The 17,270-nt window shown below is 44.9% G+C and carries 22 protein-coding genes and 1 pseudogene; 17 read left to right on the forward strand and 6 right to left on the reverse strand.

What is annotated here, in order from left to right; all coding sequences use genetic code 11:
- Positions 1-6 precede the first annotated feature (6 nt).
- A complete protein-coding gene (locus RQM65_RS03220) occupies positions 7-711 on the reverse strand; it encodes a reverse transcriptase domain-containing protein (protein WP_314012701.1) in 705 nt (234 codons plus the stop codon).
- 1,116 nt (positions 712-1,827) lie between these two features.
- On the opposite strand from RQM65_RS03220, the gene RQM65_RS03225 reads away from it, so the two are divergent.
- From RQM65_RS03225 to RQM65_RS03235, 3 genes are all read left to right on the forward strand, one after another.
- On the forward strand, positions 1,828-2,121 hold the full coding sequence (locus tag RQM65_RS03225; RefSeq protein ID WP_314012702.1) for a type II toxin-antitoxin system HigB family toxin: 294 nt from the start codon (positions 1,828-1,830) through the stop codon (positions 2,119-2,121).
- A 1-nt stretch (position 2,122) separates the two neighbouring features.
- Entirely contained in the window at positions 2,123-2,479 is a 357-nt protein-coding gene (locus RQM65_RS03230) for a helix-turn-helix domain-containing protein (RefSeq protein WP_314012703.1), read from the forward strand.
- Between the two features lie 519 nt (positions 2,480-2,998).
- The gene (locus tag RQM65_RS03235; RefSeq protein ID WP_314012704.1) at positions 2,999-3,397 is read left to right on the forward strand and encodes a type II toxin-antitoxin system VapC family toxin; all 399 of its coding nucleotides are present in this window, start codon (positions 2,999-3,001) and stop codon (positions 3,395-3,397) included.
- 105 nt (positions 3,398-3,502) lie between these two features.
- Here the strand turns inward: RQM65_RS03235 and ltrA (RQM65_RS03240) are convergent, their stop codons facing one another.
- Positions 3,503-4,774: a group II intron reverse transcriptase/maturase gene (ltrA, locus tag RQM65_RS03240; RefSeq protein WP_314012705.1), complete on the reverse strand. Its 1,272-nt coding sequence runs from the start codon at positions 4,772-4,774 to the stop codon at positions 3,503-3,505.
- A gap of 699 nt (positions 4,775-5,473) precedes the next feature.
- On the opposite strand from ltrA (RQM65_RS03240), the gene RQM65_RS03245 reads away from it, so the two are divergent.
- The 5 genes from RQM65_RS03245 to RQM65_RS03265 all read left to right on the forward strand — a co-directional run bounded on the left by RQM65_RS03245 (position 5,474) and on the right by RQM65_RS03265 (position 8,778).
- On the forward strand, positions 5,474-5,818 hold the full coding sequence (locus tag RQM65_RS03245; protein ID WP_314012706.1) for a type II toxin-antitoxin system RelE/ParE family toxin: 345 nt from the start codon (positions 5,474-5,476) through the stop codon (positions 5,816-5,818).
- Between the two features lies 1 nt (position 5,819).
- Positions 5,820-6,110 (forward strand): helix-turn-helix domain-containing protein, encoded by a 291-nt coding sequence (locus RQM65_RS03250; RefSeq protein WP_314016775.1) that lies wholly within the window; start codon positions 5,820-5,822, stop codon positions 6,108-6,110.
- A 762-nt stretch (positions 6,111-6,872) separates the two neighbouring features.
- The gene (locus tag RQM65_RS03255; RefSeq protein WP_314012679.1) at positions 6,873-7,370 is read left to right on the forward strand and encodes a hypothetical protein; all 498 of its coding nucleotides are present in this window, start codon (positions 6,873-6,875) and stop codon (positions 7,368-7,370) included.
- Between the two features lie 752 nt (positions 7,371-8,122).
- On the forward strand, positions 8,123-8,470 hold the full coding sequence (locus tag RQM65_RS03260) for a type II toxin-antitoxin system RelE/ParE family toxin (RefSeq protein WP_314012707.1): 348 nt from the start codon (positions 8,123-8,125) through the stop codon (positions 8,468-8,470).
- A complete protein-coding gene (locus RQM65_RS03265; protein ID WP_314012708.1) occupies positions 8,467-8,778 on the forward strand; it encodes a helix-turn-helix domain-containing protein in 312 nt (103 codons plus the stop codon). Before RQM65_RS03260 ends, RQM65_RS03265 begins: the two co-directional genes overlap by 4 nt.
- A 318-nt stretch (positions 8,779-9,096) precedes the next feature.
- Here the strand turns inward: RQM65_RS03265 and RQM65_RS03270 are convergent, their stop codons facing one another.
- Together RQM65_RS03270 and RQM65_RS18900 are read right to left on the reverse strand one after the other, a co-directional pair.
- Positions 9,097-10,005 carry a transposase gene (locus RQM65_RS03270; RefSeq protein ID WP_314012501.1) on the reverse strand — a complete coding sequence of 303 codons (909 nt, stop codon included), beginning with the start codon at positions 10,003-10,005 and terminating at the stop codon, positions 9,097-9,099.
- A gap of 150 nt (positions 10,006-10,155) precedes the next feature.
- A pseudogene (locus tag RQM65_RS18900) lies at positions 10,156-10,455 on the reverse strand (transposase); the annotation flags it as partial.
- A gap of 276 nt (positions 10,456-10,731) precedes the next feature.
- Here RQM65_RS18900 and RQM65_RS03280 point away from each other — a divergent pair.
- The 8 genes from RQM65_RS03280 (at position 10,732) to RQM65_RS03315 (ending at position 13,574) form a co-directional block, all read left to right on the forward strand.
- Positions 10,732-10,971: a ribbon-helix-helix domain-containing protein gene (locus tag RQM65_RS03280; protein WP_314012709.1), complete on the forward strand. Its 240-nt coding sequence runs from the start codon at positions 10,732-10,734 to the stop codon at positions 10,969-10,971.
- Positions 10,964-11,251 carry a type II toxin-antitoxin system RelE/ParE family toxin gene (locus RQM65_RS03285; protein WP_314012710.1) on the forward strand — a complete coding sequence of 96 codons (288 nt, stop codon included), beginning with the start codon at positions 10,964-10,966 and terminating at the stop codon, positions 11,249-11,251. Before RQM65_RS03280 ends, RQM65_RS03285 begins: the two co-directional genes overlap by 8 nt.
- 70 nt (positions 11,252-11,321) lie before the next feature.
- The gene (locus tag RQM65_RS03290) at positions 11,322-11,630 is read left to right on the forward strand and encodes a hypothetical protein (RefSeq protein ID WP_314012711.1); all 309 of its coding nucleotides are present in this window, start codon (positions 11,322-11,324) and stop codon (positions 11,628-11,630) included.
- An 85-nt stretch (positions 11,631-11,715) separates the two neighbouring features.
- Positions 11,716-11,850 (forward strand): hypothetical protein, encoded by a 135-nt coding sequence (locus tag RQM65_RS03295; protein ID WP_314016855.1) that lies wholly within the window; start codon positions 11,716-11,718, stop codon positions 11,848-11,850.
- A 161-nt stretch (positions 11,851-12,011) separates the two neighbouring features.
- Positions 12,012-12,200 carry a type II toxin-antitoxin system HicA family toxin gene (locus RQM65_RS03300; RefSeq protein WP_314012712.1) on the forward strand — a complete coding sequence of 63 codons (189 nt, stop codon included), beginning with the start codon at positions 12,012-12,014 and terminating at the stop codon, positions 12,198-12,200.
- Positions 12,201-12,204: 4 nt separating this feature from the next.
- A complete protein-coding gene (locus RQM65_RS03305; RefSeq protein ID WP_314012713.1) occupies positions 12,205-12,600 on the forward strand; it encodes an XRE family transcriptional regulator in 396 nt (131 codons plus the stop codon).
- Between the two features lie 300 nt (positions 12,601-12,900).
- Complete coding sequence (locus RQM65_RS03310) at positions 12,901-13,149, forward strand: DUF6364 family protein (protein ID WP_314012714.1); 249 nt, start codon at positions 12,901-12,903, stop codon at positions 13,147-13,149.
- Positions 13,149-13,574, forward strand: a complete 426-nt coding sequence (locus RQM65_RS03315; RefSeq protein WP_314012715.1) for a type II toxin-antitoxin system VapC family toxin — start codon at positions 13,149-13,151, stop codon at positions 13,572-13,574. Before RQM65_RS03310 ends, RQM65_RS03315 begins: the two co-directional genes overlap by 1 nt.
- A gap of 274 nt (positions 13,575-13,848) precedes the next feature.
- Here RQM65_RS03315 and ltrA (RQM65_RS03320) read toward each other — a convergent pair whose 3' ends face one another.
- Both ltrA (RQM65_RS03320) and RQM65_RS03325 read right to left on the reverse strand, forming a co-directional pair.
- Positions 13,849-14,910 carry a group II intron reverse transcriptase/maturase gene (ltrA, locus tag RQM65_RS03320; RefSeq protein WP_314012716.1) on the reverse strand — a complete coding sequence of 354 codons (1,062 nt, stop codon included), beginning with the start codon at positions 14,908-14,910 and terminating at the stop codon, positions 13,849-13,851.
- Between the two features lie 72 nt (positions 14,911-14,982).
- Positions 14,983-15,189, reverse strand: a complete 207-nt coding sequence (locus tag RQM65_RS03325) for a hypothetical protein (protein WP_314012718.1) — start codon at positions 15,187-15,189, stop codon at positions 14,983-14,985.
- A gap of 728 nt (positions 15,190-15,917) precedes the next feature.
- Here RQM65_RS03325 and RQM65_RS03330 point away from each other — a divergent pair.
- Positions 15,918-17,234 carry a serine hydrolase domain-containing protein gene (locus RQM65_RS03330; RefSeq protein ID WP_314012720.1) on the forward strand — a complete coding sequence of 439 codons (1,317 nt, stop codon included), beginning with the start codon at positions 15,918-15,920 and terminating at the stop codon, positions 17,232-17,234.
- Positions 17,235-17,270 lie beyond the last annotated feature (36 nt).

Raw genomic sequence — 17,270 nt, forward strand, 5'->3', positions numbered from 1 at the left:
ATGTAGTTAGTGGGCTGGATACTTTGATTTTGTATAAATACTGAAATCATCGGCATAGCGGATAAACCTGAACCCTCTTGTTCTTAAATGTTTGTCCAATTGGTCCAACATGATATTGGACATTAATGGACTTAATGGGCTGCCTTGTGGCAATCCTTTTCTGCGCTTATGCAATCGTCCATTCTTTAAAATGGGCGCGCGTAACCATTTACGGATCAGCCATAAGGTGGTCGGACATTTAACCTTGTTATAAATAAGCTGAAGTAGTTTATAGTGTTGTACTTCATCGAAGAAACTCTTTAGGTCTATATCTACTATGTCTTGGTAGCCATCATTGATGTACCCTTGACTTTTCAATACTGCCTGTTGAAGGTTCTTCCTTGGGCGGAAACCGTAACTCTCCATCTCGAAATCAAGTTCGAAATGAATCACCAATTGTTGGCTTACCGCTTGTTGAAGCCATCTATCCACTACCGTGGGCACTCCCAGTAATCTGGTCTTGCCGTTCGGCTTGGGTATCTCCACCCCTTTGATAGCCTGTGGTATATAGCTTTTGGAAATAAGTTGGTTTACCACATTTGAGCGGTGGGCATCCATAAATGCCTTCAACTCTTGTGTGGCCATACCATCTACTCCTGCCGAACCTTTGTTGCGGACTACCTTTTTACAGGCGTCGCTCAGGTTTCTAGCGGCTACTACTTTTGCTATCATTTAATTTACTGTTCTTGTCCTTCTAAGTATAGGCTATCCGATTAACGGATTCCTACACGAATCTAGACGTGATCTGACGTTCTGTCCTTCCTTACTTGTGAGACCTCTAGGGTTCTGCCCTAGCTCGTTTCCTGCAAGTACTATGACTTCTGCTGACTTCTCCATATAACTACACGTAGTTTTGGAGACCTCCCCAGGTAAGAACATCTTCTTTCACTCAATGCCTGTCGTATCTACATAGCTACCCTTTTGGTAATCGTTGGGCGTTACAATGATGTGCTTGCTTACCCAAGTAACTATGCCTCCGTATACGATTCCTGTTCGTCAGTACCGAGTTTTGTAGTCTCGCTTTCTTCAGATGTAACCTCACGGTTACCACCCTTGCGACTTACTAATGCTTCCAGACGTTACTCCAGCGCATAAGGGACTTACACCCTCTAAATAAATCCTTATATTGCTATAAGGTAAAGATGCCCATACTGGGCACACACAATGTATATAAAAAATAGGCGAAACATCAGTAAAATCAAGGCTTGTGGCTTCTATCAAACTTTGTGCTTAACCGAAAGTTTGGTGCTTCGGAATCGCCTACTTTTCATATACTAACCGTTAGCGTTCATATTGCCAGGAACGAGGATATTAGCGCAAGGGAATACGAAAGAAAAAAATGAGCGGCGCCGGGTTCGGTCCCTCCTTTTCCAAGGCCGGCCGGGGTACGTAACCGTATCCCAAGGGGAACGGGTGGACGGACCGGCTTCGGTCCATTTTTATTTTTGGCAGGTGCGGGCTTGCCGCATATAGGCCGATCCGAGACGTCGGGCCGGGCGGACCTGCATCGGCCGGCCTCGGAAAAGGTGTCCGGGAGTGCAGCGAACGCCGGGGCCTATCGCAGGGTCCGGGCGGCAACACGAACGCTAACATGACCTATGATCGATTGCTCGGGATTTTCCGATGGAAAATCCACGCGCATTTACTATCTTCAGTGCGCCGGGGGAAATCCTGGCGGATTTCACCCACGCAACCAATCATAGCTTTACCGTTGACAACAAGCTGAAAAATCCCACAAAGTTACCCTAGTGGTAACTTTTTGATTATATTTGTACCAAACGAAAAAAGGTGAGGATTTTTGCGAAACGGACTTTAAGGGAATTTTGGGAGAGGCACGGAGATTGCGAACTGCAGTTAAAATCCTGGTATCGGGAAACGGAAAAGTCCAATTGGAAATCCATCAACGAACTAAAAGCGGAATATCCGAGTGCCAGTATTTTAAAGGACAACCGAATTGTTTTCAACATTAAGGGAAACGATTATAGGTTGATCGTGAAATTCAACTTCGAATACCAACTGTCATGGATACGGTTTATCGGAACCCACGCCGAATACGATAAAATTAACGCAAACGAAATTTGAGATGAATATTAAACCTATCAGAAACGAAGCGGACTACCAAAAAGCACTTGAAAGGCTCGAGGTGATTTTTGACGCGAAAAGAGGAACGCGCGAAGGAGACGAACTGGAAATCTTGGCCATAGTCGTTGACAACTATGAAAACGAGAATTTCCCGATCGGAATGCCCGACCCAATCTCCGCAATCAAGTTCCGAATGGAACAAATGGGAATGAAACAAAAAGATCTGGTCGAAATGGTCGGATTCAAAAGTCGTGTAAGCGAAATAATGAACAATAAGCGAAAACTGACCTTGGACATGATCAGAAAACTGAGTGCCGATTTAAAGATACCAACAGAGGTACTAATTCAGGAATACTAGAAGACTGTGGGAAAGCCAGTTGTCAACAGTGGCTATAGCAAATAGGGCAATAAGCCCTATGCCCATTGGCCTGGGCGTGTTTGCTGGCACCGCCAAATCTTTTGATTTGGTAACTCAGAAAAAAAGATAGTCACAAAATGCAAAAGCTTCGGCTAATCGCTAAGCGGAAAGGCCAGTACGTGCCGACCGCCCTACTTGCCATAGCCCAAACGTTAGCAAAAATGCGCCTGCAAGGAGCATTTGAGATAAAATAAGTAACTTGCCTTAAAAAGAAACAATGGGAAGTCTGACCATATCAAATAAAATCTTGGACAAGTATTTCGGATATTTGAAAAATTTGGACAACAAAGCGAAAAAGAGCCTTATAGCCAAATTGACCAACTCGATAGAAACAAAACCTAATAAGGAATTTGACCCAAAATCAATCTTCGGAGCTTGGGTTGACAACAGGACTTCCGACGAAATAATTGCGGACATAAGGACTTCGCGTGTCGAAAAAGATAATACCGAAATCCTGAAATGAAATATCTGTTGGACACTAATATCTGCGTCCATTACTTTAGAGGACAGTTCAAACTTGCAGATAAAATACAGGAGGTGGATTTAAGGAACTGCGCCATATCCGAAATAACTCTTGCCGAACTTGCCTATGGAGCGGAAAACAGTTCCGACCCCAAAAAAAATTTCAAGCTTATCGACAAATTTGCGGAACAGGTCAAAATACTTCCGATCTTCAATGCCATAAACATTTATGCACAAGAAAAGGCCCGATTGCGGAAAAAAGGCACAATGATAAGTGATTTCGATATTTTGATCGGTTCAACTTCTATTGCGAACGGACTGATTATGGTTACGGAAAATTTGAAGGACTTCGAAAGGATTTCCAAAATCAAAATTGAAAATTGGGTCAAGCGGTAGAAAGCACTTTTGCTAATCGAGTAGACGGGTCCGCCCCTAGTTAGGAACGGACTGCGCCTCTCACACCACCGTGCGTACGGGTCTCGTACACGGCGGTTCGTTATATCAGAACTTTACACTAAGGTAGTACGCTAGCATACTTTGATAACCTCTTTTGCCTAGGCGTTTTTCAGTAATAGTAGTTCTAAGTATAGGACTTTGAGCTACTGCCCATCCTCCCATTCTTGTCCTGCTCCAAGCATATGCTTGTCCCTGTTTTATACCTAGACCTATGAGATTCTTTCGTTTGCGCTCTGGTTTCTTCCAATCGTGCCATATGCAGTATCGTAGTCGGTTACGTAACCATTCATCCAGCTTTTTAAGTTTGGTATGTATATTCCCTAATCGGAAATTGTTCAACCACCCTTTATAGATGAGTTTTAGCCGTTGTAACCTTTCCGCTAATGACCATGGCAGCGTTTTCTTGGTAAGATACCTGAGCTTGCGTTTAAGTGTTTGCCAAGCCTGTCCGCTTACTACTAACTGATAATGACCCTTTACGCCTTTCTTATATACTGGCGTAAACCTATAACCCAACACCTTGAATGTAGAGGGTCTGCGGATACCGCTCTTTGCTCGGTTGACAGGCAGATCCAGTTTCTCTTTCAGGAAAAGAAAAACCTCGTTCCCTATCGCTCGTGCAGCTGCTTTTGATTTTGTATAAATACTGAAATCATCGGCATAGCGGATAAACCTGAACCCTCTTGTTCTTAAATGTTTGTCCAATTGGTCCAACATGATATTGGACATTAATGGACTTAATGGGCTGCCTTGTGGCAATCCTTTTCTGCGCTTATGCAATCGTCCATTCTTTAAAATGGGCGCGCGTAACCATTTACGGATCAGCCATAAGGTGGTCGGACATTTAACCTTGTTATAAATAAGCTGAAGTAGTTTATAGTGTTGTACTTCATCGAAGAAACTCTTTAGGTCTATATCTACTATGTCTTGGTAGCCATCATTGATGTACCCTTGACTTTTCAATACTGCCTGTTGAAGGTTCTTCCTTGGGCGGAAACCGTAACTCTCCATCTCGAAATCAAGTTCGAAATGAATCACCAATTGTTGGCTTACCGCTTGTTGAAGCCATCTATCCACTACCGTGGGCACTCCCAGTAATCTGGTCTTGCCGTTCGGCTTGGGTATCTCCACCCCTTTGATAGCCTGTGGTATATAGCTTTTGGAAATAAGTTGGTTTACCACATTTGAGCGGTGGGCATCCATAAATGCCTTCAACTCTTGTGTGGCCATACCATCTACTCCTGCCGAACCTTTGTTGCGGACTACCTTTTTACAGGCGTCGCTCAGGTTTCTAGCGGCTACTACTTTTGCTATCATTTAATTTACTGTTCTTGTCCTTCTAAGTATAGGCTATCCGATTAACGGATTCCTACACGAATCTAGACGTGATCTGACGTTCTGTCCTTCCTTACTTGTGAGACCTCTAGGGTTCTGCCCTAGCTCGTTTCCTGCAAGTACTATGACTTCTGCTGACTTCTCCATATAACTACACGTAGTTTTGGAGACCTCCCCAGGTAAGAACATCTTCTTTCACTCAATGCCTGTCGTATCTACATAGCTACCCTTTTGGTAATCGTTGGGCGTTACAATGATGTGCTTGCTTACCCAAGTAACTATGCCTCCGTATACGATTCCTGTTCGTCAGTACCGAGTTTTGTAGTCTCGCTTTCTTCAGATGTAACCTCACGGTTACCACCCTTGCGACTTACTAATGCTTCCAGACGTTACTCCAGCGCATAAGGGACTTACACCCTCTAAATAAATCCTTATATTGCTATAAGGTAAAGATGCCCATACTGGGCACACACAATGTATATAAAAAATAGGCGAAACAGGAGTAAAATCAAGAGTTGTGGCTCGTATCAAGCTTTGTGCTTATCCAAAAAGTTTGGTGCTTCGAAATCGCCTACTTTTCATATACTCACCGTTGTAACACATACTACTCAAGTTCAACCTCCAACCTCCATTCATCGATAAATATTTTGTAAATAGTAACTTTTAAGTTACATTTGAGCAATGGAAAAAGTCAGGGAGGTAATCCAATACAAAAATTATTTCGAGGAATTCTTGCTCAAGCAACCGAAGAAGGTCCAGGACAAAATATTCAAGGTCATCGAAATAATAGAAACTTACGAAAGAGTTCCCTCGACCTATCTAAAAGCGCTTGTTGGGACCAAAGGACTTTACGAGGCGCGAATCAAATTGGGCTCCAACATTTGGCGGGTGTTCTGCTTTTTCGACAAGGGCAAACTGGTAATCCTTTTGAACGGGTTTACCAAGAAAACGCAGAAAACACCGAAAAAAGAAATCGACAAGGCGGTCGGACTAATGAACTCATACTATGAAGACAAAAAAAAATAAGATGGACACCAAAAGCTGGAAGGACATCAAGGACACCGTTTACGGAAAAAAGGGAACGGAACGCAGGGACGGACTGGAAAGGGATTTCGAGTCCTTCAAGATCGGACTGCTTCTACGCAAGGCACGCGAAGAAAAGAACCTAACTCAGGAGCAACTGGGGGAACTGGTGGACAAAAAACGGACCTACATCTCGCGGGTCGAGAACAACGGGAGCAATCTGACCTTAAAAACATTGTACGATATCGTCGAGAAAGGACTGGGCGGAAAGGTGAAGATCTCGATCGAGGTGTAAAAAAGTACGTGTTACAACAGAACCTATACGCAATGCGGGCTCAGGTGCCCAGCTGAAGGGCCTGTGCATGTTTTCGAGTACCGCAAAATCTTTTGGATTTTGCTTTTACGCGGGACAAGTTAAAACCGAAACAAAAAGATTTTTGCAATAGCGTGGCGGAAAGTCAGGTGCGTGCCGGCCCCGCACTGCGCATAGCTCGGGCGTTAGCCCGCATATCGCCAAAAATGGACATCGGGGCGCAAGGCAGCTAAAAGGGCACGTTGAAAAATCGAGCGGCGCAGGGTGCCTTCCCTCCTTTTCCAAGACCGGCCGGGGTACGCAACCGTATCGCAAGGGGAACGGGTGGACGGACCAGCCTCGGTCCATTTTTATTTTGGCAGATGCGGGCTTGACGCATAAAGGCCTATCCGAGACGTCGGGCCGGGCGGACCTGCATCGGCCGGTCCCGGAAAAGGTGTCCGGGCGTACAGCGGAGGCCCGGGCCTGCCGCAGGGCCGGGGCGGCGACACGCGGGCTAACAAAGCCTATGATCCATTGCTTTGGATTTCCCGCTGGGAAATCCCCGCCCATCCACTGACTTGGGGCTTGGCGGAAAAGTCCTGCGGACGTTTTCCGCAACGTATCATAGCCCGGGCGTTGTAAGCAATTTAAATCAGCATTTTGAAAATAAATAAAATTCTTATTTTGGTCCTTTTTGCCTTCGTATTTGACACTTACGGACAGGACTTCAATACTGAATATTGGGATTTAAAAAAGAGCCTTTTGGAATCCCAAGCCGAATTTGTCGTGGAATTTAGTTCAGATTGTATTGGAATGGAGTTTATCAATATTGAGAACCCCGAGGACTGCGTTTCCCAAAGACCTTTTTACCTGCTTTGGATTAAAAATGGAAAATATTTCAAGCGTAAATTTTCTGATTGCTCCGTTTTCAAAACCATAGAAATGGAGAGGTCTGACTTTTTAATGATGTCTAATGAAAAGCTGCATGAAATTAAAAACGCAAAGCTTTTACCGGTAATCCATAAGTCGAAGAAAAATCCTAAAGGCGAGCAGGAAATTGTGGAGTTGGACATTGACCACTTTTGCGAATCAAAATTCATTTTTCATAAAGGTACCGAAAAAATCGAAAAATCTATAAATCACTTTTACTTGGGAACGGAGATGATTGATGAAAATACACCTAATGACAATTACAAATTGAACCAAAAATCAATTCTCGGTACGATACATAAGTTAATTGGACAGGAGACGATGGAGTGAAAACTGCTTACAACAGAACCTATAAGTAATGCGGGGCTTGGGCACGGTCCGAGAAGTCTGCGTATATTTACGGGTGCCGCAAAATCTTTTGGATTTTGCTCTCGCCAAAAAAAATAGAACAAAACAAAAAGATTTTGCTAGGTGCGTGTCGACGAAGTAAACGCATATTTGCTCCGCACTACTTATAGCTCAAGCGTTGGCAACAATTTCAAATTCCGTAGGGACACACTTCAACGAGGTGTGCGGGAAAAGGGAGGGATACGTTTTTTTGTTGCCCGTACAGGGCCCGACATTGGAGGGTTCTGTGCAAGTAGTCCGGCTTACAGCGTTGAGAGCTCGCTATCAAAACGTTGTCACGTTATGGACTACTTGGTAAAGGACGGTGAAATTTTGGACAAAGTCAAGTTTACCGGCATTTATGGCAAAAAAAAACGTGCGGGTCGGTCCCTGCGGCCACGTTCCTTGCCATTTACAAAAAACATGGCCTTGGGCCGGCACGTTGAAGTATGGACCCGATATGTTCGGAATCCGAAACGGTCCCGGTCACTTTTATCCTTAATTTTGGCGAAAGCCCAAAGATTAAAATAAAAACCGTTGCCAACAGGTATTATAGGCAATGGCCCTGAGCACCTTTATGAAAAGGGGCCACTACCTATACACCAGGCGTTATACAACAGCTAAGAACAACATTTTGACATCAAATTAGTTTACTATAAAGGAAACTTCTTATCTTTACCGAAACAACCCAATTGATGAGAGAAAAATTTAAGGTCGAGTTCCTTAAAGAGGTAATGGACTTCCTTGACGGTCTCGATGAAAAAGCAAGAACCAAAATACTTTTCAACATAGATAAAGCAAAAGTCAAAAACGACAGTTCACTTTTTAAGAAATTGACTTCCGACATTTGGGAATTCCGTACCCTTTTCAATAAAAAACAATACCGGCTTTTCGCTTTTTGGAACAAGTCCGGTAAGAAAGCAACAGTAGTAGTGGCAACGCACGGGATTGTCAAGAAAACGCAAAAAACACCAAAGAAGGAAATTGACAAAGCTGCCGAAATAATGAAAGAATATTTTAACGATAAAAACAAGTCAAAATGAAAACATACACCTTCGACGAAGTCAAGGACAAATACATCGGTAAGAAAGGAACCTCCGAACGTGATGCCTATGAAAACGAACTACGATTGGACCTGATCGGAGATGCAATCAGACAAGCCCGAAAGGAACGGAATTTGACACAATCACAACTTGGAGAACTTGTAGGGGTCAAAAAAGCACAGATATCAAAAATCGAGAATAATCTGACCGATGCCAGGTTTGAAACAATCCTCAAGGTATTTAGAGCCTTAAACGCAAAAATCAATTTCAATGTGGAATTGATGAATCAAAATGTCAATTTGGCCTGACCAACGGGAAAAGCCGTTGTATAACAATGGCTATACTCAATGCGGGCGTAAGTGCCGAATCCATTGGTCTGGGCGTTCCGATCGGCGCCGCAAAATCTTTTGGATTTTGCCTTTAAGCGAGACAAGATAGGGATATTCAGGAGTAAGCCCTTTTTTCGGTAAAATTTAAAGTCGGTGCCGTTCGACCGTAGAGGTCGGGCGGCATTTTCGATTTCCGGTGTCGCCTTTGAGGTCTTTTCGGTTCGGGAGGACGGATTTCGGGCCCTTCCGGTCCCGTCGGGACATAGGTCTCCCTCGGGCCTCCTGGCTGCTGGAGGCTCAGGCTGCTTTTGCCAGGCGGGCCGAGGCCATGCGCCTGCCGATCTCAAGGGCGTTGGCGGTGTGGATGCCGAAAAATATCCAGAGGATCTCCGTAGCCTTGGTGCGGGCCCTTATTCTTTTGAGGCCGTAGTGTTCCTTGTCGTTGCCGAAGCTGCCCTCCAGGCGGGCGGCCCTTTCCTTGGTGATGGCCGCCGCCAGTTTCTTACGGTGCCCCTCGTGTTTGCCGGCCCTTCCCTTGCGCTTGAAGTCGGTACGGATACCGTTCCCGGTGGCGAACTTCCGATTTTTGTTGGTCGCGTAGATGGCATCGGCCCCTACGATCTTGACCTTGGTACGGGTCAGGCCCTGCGCGTCCAGGACGGTCTTGCGGAAGCGTATCCCCTCGTGGAAGGCGTCGAAGGATAGGTGCTCGATAAAGCCGATGCCGCCCACCTGGAACTTGTGCACCTTGGCACCGAACTCCACCGGCTTTTTCTCCTTGCCCCTGACGATCGGCCTGACATAGGGCCTGTCAAGGCTGACGATGCGGCCCTCGGGCCGCACGCCGTGGTGGAACAGGGCGTACTGTTGTTCCCGTACCTTCCTGGCCGCGGCCCTGCGCACGTACTGGTCCACGGTGAACGCCAGGCCGTGCTCCCCTTCCATACGGTCCAGTTCCGCCGAGAACTTTTCGGTCAGCAGGAGCAGGGCCCTGGTCAGCGCATCCCGCTTCTTCTTGGTCTTCCTCTTCATCTTGCTGTAGGACACGTACCGCTTTTTCCATTTCAGGTACTTGCTGCGCGGCATGGCGACCTTTTTTTCCCCGCATACCTTTTTGAGCAGCCGGTGCAGCCAGTCGGTACATTCCCAGAGCAGTTTTACATTTGTAGGGTACCGCATGTTGCTCTCGTAGCAGGTGGCGTCCATCGTGACGGAGCCCTTGTCCCCCATGTGCGGGGACCAGTGTCCGTAGAGGGCCTTCTGCAGGGCGTCGATGTCGAGCTTTCCCCCCAGTTCCGACCGTATCTCGCTCACGATCTTGAAGTTTTCCAGACGATCGGCACCGATATAGATGCCGCAGAAGAACTGCCAGTCCAGGTTGCCGTTGAGCCCTTCGACAAGTTTTCTGTCGGAGCAATCCGCATAGTGCTTGAGGAACATCAGGGCGACCTTGCCCCGGGGGGAGAAGATCGCCTTCGGGCCTTTTTTCGCCTCCTTCACACCGAGGGCCGCCACCATGTCGTCCCAGGGCACCGCCCGGTAGATCTTGCCCAGATCGGATTCCAAAAAACGGTCAAAGAAAACTCCCAACTGTTCCTGTTGGGAGGAAAATGAAAAAGTGTGCTGGAAATCGCGGATTCTTCGTATCTTGGACATAACATCTTAGATAAAAACCCCGTTTTTCGAGCTAACGACTCATTCTCGGGGTTTTGTTTACTCTAAGATACGGATTATTACGCTGATAATCAATAGGTTATTTAACTTCTGAATGTCCCAAGATAAAACCAAAACAAAAAGATTTTAGCTATCGCGTGGGGGAAAAGCAGTTTCGTGCAGCCCCGCACTGCGCATAGCCGAGACGTTGGCAAAAATATAAAAAAACTTGCTGGTGATGCTAATTTGGTGTAAATTCACATCATTGATACAAAACTTATGGCAAGACAGAGCATCTCTTTCACACAACCAAACGACGAATGGTTAAAGACACAGGTCAACAATCAGGAATATTCAAGTAAAAGTGAGCTTGTAAACGATCTGATCAGACAAGCAAGAAACCAGCAAGTCCAGATCGACTGGATCAAAGCTAAATTGGAGAAAGCCGAAAACAGCGGATTTACAAATGATAGCAAAGAGCAGATTTTAGCACAGTCCAAGTCTGCACTCAATGAATGAATATAGACTGAGTAACGAAGCCAAAGACGACTTGATCCGTATTCATCGTTACGGGGTCAAAAAGTTTGGAACGGCACAGGCCGACAAATATTTTGATACGTTTTTCGAATATTTTGATATTATTGCCCTGAGACCTTATTCATTCGAATCGGCCGAATATTTAAAAGAAGGGTACCGACGCTGTGTATGTGGTTCGGACAGTATTTATTTTAAAATCAACGATAGCATTGTGGAAATAATGGCAATTGTGGGAAGACAGGATCTAAAAAATCTACTTTGAACCTTAGTGCCGAATACCATATTCCGGATTGCCGATCTTGACGCGGATGGACCTGAGCGTCGGTGCGTAGATGGATTTCCAAGCGGAACGCAAGCGTTATGGCAAAACTTTTCTATCGGTACGGAGCGGAACGCAAACGGTGCGCGTACTTTCCCCTAACGGGGTGGCGGTATGCAGGCAGTTCCCTAAAAAAATACTTTTGCCAACAGAACCTATGGGCAATGCGGGCTTAAATGCCTGTCTGAAAGATATGGGCGTGTTTTCAAGCACCGCAAAATCTTTTGGGTTTTGCTTTGGTCGAAAAAATAAAGCAGAACAAAAAGATTTCGCTAAATTCCAGTCCGAAGGCCAAGTGCGCTCGACACTGCACTGCACATAGCTCGGGCGTCAGACTGTCTCAAAACTTTGTTGACAACTTCGCACGGTCTGCCCCGGACCGACCGGGATATTCCCGAACTTGAAGTATGGAATATCTTCAAAAACAGTCCCGTACCCAGCTGACCCTCTACACCACCTGTCTCGACGATATGATCGGAACGGACAACGCCGTCCGTGCCATCGACCTTTTCGTGGACTTGAAAGCTACCCCGTCTTCGTAGTATTCAAAACTAGGGATTTCCAATCATTCGAAATCAGAGGTGGTTTTGAGACAGACTGCCGTTGTAGCGAATGCTAGAAAACTTATCACAGCATTAAATTCCCATTTGCAGAAAAGTAAATTATAGTTTACTTTTGTATTTTAAAAGCAAAGTAGTATTAAATGAAATGTTCCAAACTGTACCGAATCTTGACGAAGGATGGTTGGTACGCGGTCTCACAGAAAGGTTCCCACGTAAAAATGCGGCACGAGACCAAAAAAGGAACTATCATATTTCCTAACCACGGTAGCCAAGAAATGGGTAAGGGACTGGAAAAGAAAATACTCAAGGACGCAGGAATCAAAAAATAGAGCTATGGCCAAGAAGAAGAAAATAACGATGACAGTCGAGAAAACGGACACCGGATTTTCGGCATTCTCGGAGGACTATCCAATATTTACGACCGGACAGTCCATTCCTGAACTGATCAACAATACCTACGAAGCGACGGAATTTTATTTCGAGGAAGAGGCGATAAAGCTGGACCACAAGGACATCAGGTTTGAAATCGACTTCAAACAGTTCTTCAAATTTTATAAAGTGATCAATGCCAAGTTTCTCGCGGAGAAAATCGGAATGAACGCTACGTTGTTGTCCCAATACGTACAGGGACATAAAAAACCTTCGGCCAAACAGACCGAGAAAATACTAAGCGGAATTCACCGGATCGGACAGGAACTTTCGGAAATAAATCTATTGCAGACGGCATAAGTTTGCGGAAAGCACTCGCTACAACACTACCTATGGCAAATAGGGCGGCAAGTCCTATGCCCATTGACCTGGACTTGTTCACGAACACCGCCAAACCTTTTGAATTTGGCAACTTAGAAAAAAAAGATAGTCACAAAATGCAAAAGCTTTGGCTAGGGCTTGGGGGAAAAGTCACGGCGTGTCCCCTGCCCTACTTGCCATAGCCTTGACGTTAGCCACAAGCTTAACACGTATTATTTTAATTTAGACTACACGTGTTATTGGTAATTTTGTCGTATCTTGGCATAAATGTGGCAGAAGATGAACACAAAACTTACATTGACCATAGAACGAGAGATCATCGAAAGGGCAAAACAATATGCAAAGGACAAAAACCGCAGCCTATCCGATATTATCGAGAATTATCTGAAAACCCTCACGGATAAAAGGCCGGACACCGAAAATAAACTGAGCCCTGCGGTAGAATCGCTGAAAGGCTCCTTCAGACCGCCCAAGGACTTCGATTACAAAAAACAGTTAAGGGACCGCTTGGAAAAGAAATACCTGTAATGGAAAAAGTACTGTTGGATACCGACGTCCTGCTCGACTTTTTCTTTGACAGAAAGCCTTTTTCGGACCATACGGCCCAAGTACTGGACCTGTGCGAGAAAAAAAAGATAGAAGGTTTTACGACCCCCGTAATCATAGCGAACGCCTACTACCTGCTGCGCCGGGACTCAAGGCACGAAAAGGTAATAAACAAACTCCTCCAGCTCCTCAACATAATCGACATAGTGAAAATGGACAGGAAGGTCGTCATAAAGGCCTTGAATTCGGATTTCAAGGATTTTGAGGATGCCCTCCAAAACTTCTCAGCGGTCGAGATGGAAAAAATAAAGACCATCCTGACGAGAAACATAAAGGACTTTAAAAAAAGTGAACTGGCGGTCATGACACCGGAGACGTACTTGAAGGGAAGAAAAGCCAGTGGCTAATCGAGTAGACGGCTCTCCCCATAAATGAAGAGAGTGCGCCTCTCACACCACCGTACGTACGGGTCTCGCATACGGCGGTTCGTAAACTGATGGGTTTAGTTCCATATAAAGTTCCAACATGGCTTTGTAACCTCTTTGTTTTAGCCTTTTGAGGGTAATGGTAGATTTCAGGATCGGACTTTGAGCAACCGCCCGACCCCCCATTCCGGTACGGCTCCAAGCATAGGCTTGATCTGGACCTATACCCAACCGAACAAGGTTTTTCCGTTTCCGTTCAGGTTTCTTCCAATGGTGCCAGATACAATACCGTAACCGGTTTCTTAGCCATTCTTCCTGCTTTTTTAAGCTTTCCTTGAACGGAGGCAGGTTTGAAGTAATTTATCCAGCCCCGCAGCAACAGGTCGATTCGTTGGACACGTTCTCCAAAATTAACGGGAATCGTCTTTTTGGTCGGATATTTAAGTTTAGCCTTAAATTCCTTCCACTTTGATACTCCCGTCACTAATTGATATTTCCCTTTTTCCCCTTTCTTGTAGGTCGGCACGAAACCGAACCCCGGTACTTGGAGGTCCAAAGGTTTACGTATGCCACTTTTCTCCCTGTTTATGGGAAGCTGGAGTTTGTCCCGCAGAAACTTGTAGATACTGTTGCCTACCCGTTTTGCAGCTCTCCTGCTTTTGACGTAGACACTAAAATCATCGGCATATCTCACGTAACGATGTCCCCGCTTTTCCAGTTCTTTATCCAGCTCGCCCGGCAGGATATTGGAAAGCAACGGACTTAAGGGAGGGCCTTGCGGAACTCCTTTTCTGCGTTTGTGCAATTTACCGTTAATTAGTACTGACGCCCTAAGAAATGAACGCAACAGCTTCATCGTCGGCTTGCATTTCATCTTTTTATAGATCAGCTCCAGAAGGACATAGTGCTCCACTTCATCGAAGAAGCTCTTTAAATCAATGTCCACTATGTGCTGGTATCCGGAGTTGATGTTCTCAAGGCTTCGTGCTACGGCCTGATGGGCGTTGCGCTTCGGTCCGGCCCCATAACTGTACTGTCGGGAGCTTGGCTCGAATACAGGGTGCAAAGCTTGTTGCAGTGCTTGTTGAAATACCCTGTCCACAACAGTGGGAATACCGAGCAGTCGCTTCTTCCCGTTGCTTTTTGGTATTTCCACGCCCAATATCGGGGACACCTGATATTGCTCCCGTTCTATCTGTTGGACGTATCGCTCACCGTGCGCTTGCAGTATGGATTTCAGTTCCTGTATTTGAACGTCGTCAATTCCTGCCGCTCCTTTATTGCGGTACACCTGCAGATAGGCGGCGTTTAGGTTCATTTTGTTTGTTAATCGTTCAATCATAGATTATTACGATCGATTCGCTGTCCCGCTTGATCAAAGGCTGCTATTTTACTGGAATGCTATCCGTAGCGTAAAACCGCTCCCTTGTTTATTAAAGACCATTATCGTTCTGTCCTTCACCGACCTATCAGGTGGCCGGCTAATACGACGTCGGCTGATTTCTCCACCTGGCCATCCCGTGGCTGTGGAGACCTCCCCGGGTAAGGGCATCTTCCTTCCCCTGATTCCTGCCGGATCTACTGCTTCGGTATCCATTTCGAGAGAAATGTTCAGGACTTCACAATGATGTGCTTGCTCATCCAACCTTGTAGCCTCGTATACGGTTCCTGTTCGTCAGTACCAGGTTTTGTAGTCCTGCTTCCTCCGGTCCTATCCTCGCAGTCAGCGACCTTGCAGCTTACTAATGGTTCAAGGCGTCACCCCTGCCCACAAGGGACTTGCACCCTCTAGATTAATGCCACACCTTAGATATGGTAAAGATGCCCATGCTGGGCGCACACACAGGCTAAAACGTTCATAGCGGCTATGCGCCGCTACGCCGTTTAGCCAAACCATTTTACATAATGCTGAACAAACATTTTGCAAACATTGAAAATCGTGCTGAAAAGCCAACCGCACCAACAGCACATTTATTTTTTTCCAACCGCAAAAGCCATCGCCAAAAAAAATAAAAGAGCTGTTTTTTGCCAACGCTCAAGAATAACTGTAAATTGAAAAACAAAAACCAAAAATAAATGTCAATATTTCAAAAATCAGTTGTCAAAGATTACCTTGAAAAACTTGACCAAGAAAAAGTAGAAACAGCGTATCAAACTTTCCGAAAAAACTACAGTCCTGCCAAAATAGAACAGATAAAGCTCTAAAAGAAGAAGAATACCAAGACGGATTTTTACGAGATATTTTTGTTGATGTTTTTGGCTACAAAAAAGGGAAGGCTACACTTCGGCGTTTGCTAACATAGAATAAATTTTAATTTTAGCACAATGAAGAACATACTATATGTGATTATCTATATAACTGCCTTATTTACCAGACCTTTGGCCGCACAAGACGGTAGTGATATCGAATCTACGTCTGTAGCCATTGAACAAATGCTAGATCAAACTGATGATGCCAGTATAGTACAATTTGTAGAGACCTACATTATCAAAGTAGAAGATCCCCAAACATTTATTGAAAAAATTGAGAATATCAGAAAAGAATTAAGGGGCATACGAGACGATATAGGACTTGACCTTGACGAGGCTGGTGCAATCCTAACATTTGGTTCGGAGGATGTGGAAAAGCGTCTCAGAATAGAATATAGCAACGAAAGTAATAAGATAACGGATCTGTTCATCCTTCCTCCGGAACAAAAATTGAAATTTGAAATTAATGACCTTAATGCTGCTATCCAATTCATGAAAGATCAGGATATGGCCGGGTTATTATACCTTAAATCAAACGGGAAAGTTGTTATAGAAGAACCGTTTGGCATGTCTAATGAAAACTTAGGAGTAGCAAATACTACCGAAACCATATTCGCTATTGGTTCAAGACCAATTGACTTTACGACTGCGGCCATTTTATTGCTCGATCAACAAGACATACTTTCATTGGATGATTCTATAGAAGAACATCTGGTTGACGTACCAGCCGATAAAAAGGGCATTACAATTAAACATTTAATGTCGGGCGAGTCGGGATTACCCGACTTTTTCGATATGGTAGGAGATTGGGATGCCGACCTGCAATGGATTAGTCGTAACGAAGCTATCCTTCGTATGATGAATCAAGATCTATTATTTGAGCCAGGTCAAGGGAATTCACATTCACACGGTGCCTTTGGTCTACTTGCCGCCATTGTAGAGCTCACAACCGGCAAGACTTATATGGACTACCTGAAAGAGAATTTCTTTAGTCCTGCTGGAATGACCAGAACCGGAGAGTACGGGGATGCAAAGGATTTTGAGATTAAAGAATTTGCAGTAGGCGGAGGACCACAACTTGTAGGATTACCTAATATTCCACCTAACTGGGGGCCAACATCATGGCTTGTAAAAGGAAGTGGTGGTATGTATTCTACTTTAGACGATTTATTAAAGTTCTATTCGCTAGTTCGAAGTGGTAAAGTTTTTGATGATGCGCACGTCAAATATTTTAAAGAACCTTCTGCTGATGTAGATGGTTCTATGCGAGGATTTGAATTATTCAGCGTATACAATTCGCCCCAGAGTGAACTATATCTTTTTCTCAACAGCCCAGGGGATAATGATGTAAGGAGAAAGATCTTCAGAGCATTGGAAGAGCTGATAGATTAAAGGTGAGAAAATCTTACAAAACAAAACCAAATAGCA

Origin of the sequence: Pricia mediterranea (assembly GCF_032248455.1) — a bacterium.
In the GTDB taxonomy this organism is placed as follows: Bacteria; Bacteroidota; Bacteroidia; order Flavobacteriales; family Flavobacteriaceae; genus Pricia; species Pricia mediterranea.

What these genes read in the sequence shown, in the direction of transcription:
- RQM65_RS03220 (WP_314012701.1), bottom strand. Translation starts at nt 711, where the DNA reads ATGATAGCAAAAGTAGTAGCCGCTAGAAACCTGAGCGACGCCTGTAAA.
- RQM65_RS03230 (WP_314012703.1), top strand. Translation starts at nt 2,123, where the DNA reads ATGAATATTAAACCTATCAGAAACGAAGCGGACTACCAAAAAGCACTT.
- RQM65_RS03235 (WP_314012704.1), top strand. Translation starts at nt 2,999, where the DNA reads ATGAAATATCTGTTGGACACTAATATCTGCGTCCATTACTTTAGAGGA.
- ltrA (WP_314012705.1), bottom strand. Translation starts at nt 4,774, where the DNA reads ATGATAGCAAAAGTAGTAGCCGCTAGAAACCTGAGCGACGCCTGTAAA.
- RQM65_RS03245 (WP_314012706.1), top strand. Translation starts at nt 5,474, where the DNA reads ATGGAAAAAGTCAGGGAGGTAATCCAATACAAAAATTATTTCGAGGAA.
- RQM65_RS03250 (WP_314016775.1), top strand. Translation starts at nt 5,820, where the DNA reads ATGGACACCAAAAGCTGGAAGGACATCAAGGACACCGTTTACGGAAAA.
- RQM65_RS03260 (WP_314012707.1), top strand. Translation starts at nt 8,123, where the DNA reads ATGAGAGAAAAATTTAAGGTCGAGTTCCTTAAAGAGGTAATGGACTTC.
- RQM65_RS03265 (WP_314012708.1), top strand. Translation starts at nt 8,467, where the DNA reads ATGAAAACATACACCTTCGACGAAGTCAAGGACAAATACATCGGTAAG.
- RQM65_RS03270 (WP_314012501.1), bottom strand. Translation starts at nt 10,005, where the DNA reads ATGGACGCCACCTGCTACGAGAGCAACATGCGGTACCCTACAAATGTA.
- RQM65_RS03280 (WP_314012709.1), top strand. Translation starts at nt 10,732, where the DNA reads ATGGCAAGACAGAGCATCTCTTTCACACAACCAAACGACGAATGGTTA.
- RQM65_RS03285 (WP_314012710.1), top strand. Translation starts at nt 10,964, where the DNA reads ATGAATGAATATAGACTGAGTAACGAAGCCAAAGACGACTTGATCCGT.
- RQM65_RS03290 (WP_314012711.1), top strand. Translation starts at nt 11,322, where the DNA reads ATGGATTTCCAAGCGGAACGCAAGCGTTATGGCAAAACTTTTCTATCG.
- RQM65_RS03295 (WP_314016855.1), top strand. Translation starts at nt 11,716, where the DNA reads ATGGAATATCTTCAAAAACAGTCCCGTACCCAGCTGACCCTCTACACC.
- RQM65_RS03300 (WP_314012712.1), top strand. Translation starts at nt 12,012, where the DNA reads ATGAAATGTTCCAAACTGTACCGAATCTTGACGAAGGATGGTTGGTAC.
- RQM65_RS03305 (WP_314012713.1), top strand. Translation starts at nt 12,205, where the DNA reads ATGGCCAAGAAGAAGAAAATAACGATGACAGTCGAGAAAACGGACACC.
- RQM65_RS03310 (WP_314012714.1), top strand. Translation starts at nt 12,901, where the DNA reads ATGAACACAAAACTTACATTGACCATAGAACGAGAGATCATCGAAAGG.
- RQM65_RS03315 (WP_314012715.1), top strand. Translation starts at nt 13,149, where the DNA reads ATGGAAAAAGTACTGTTGGATACCGACGTCCTGCTCGACTTTTTCTTT.
- ltrA (WP_314012716.1), bottom strand. Translation starts at nt 14,910, where the DNA reads ATGAACCTAAACGCCGCCTATCTGCAGGTGTACCGCAATAAAGGAGCG.
- RQM65_RS03325 (WP_314012718.1), bottom strand. Translation starts at nt 15,189, where the DNA reads ATGGATACCGAAGCAGTAGATCCGGCAGGAATCAGGGGAAGGAAGATG.
- RQM65_RS03330 (WP_314012720.1), top strand. Translation starts at nt 15,918, where the DNA reads ATGAAGAACATACTATATGTGATTATCTATATAACTGCCTTATTTACC.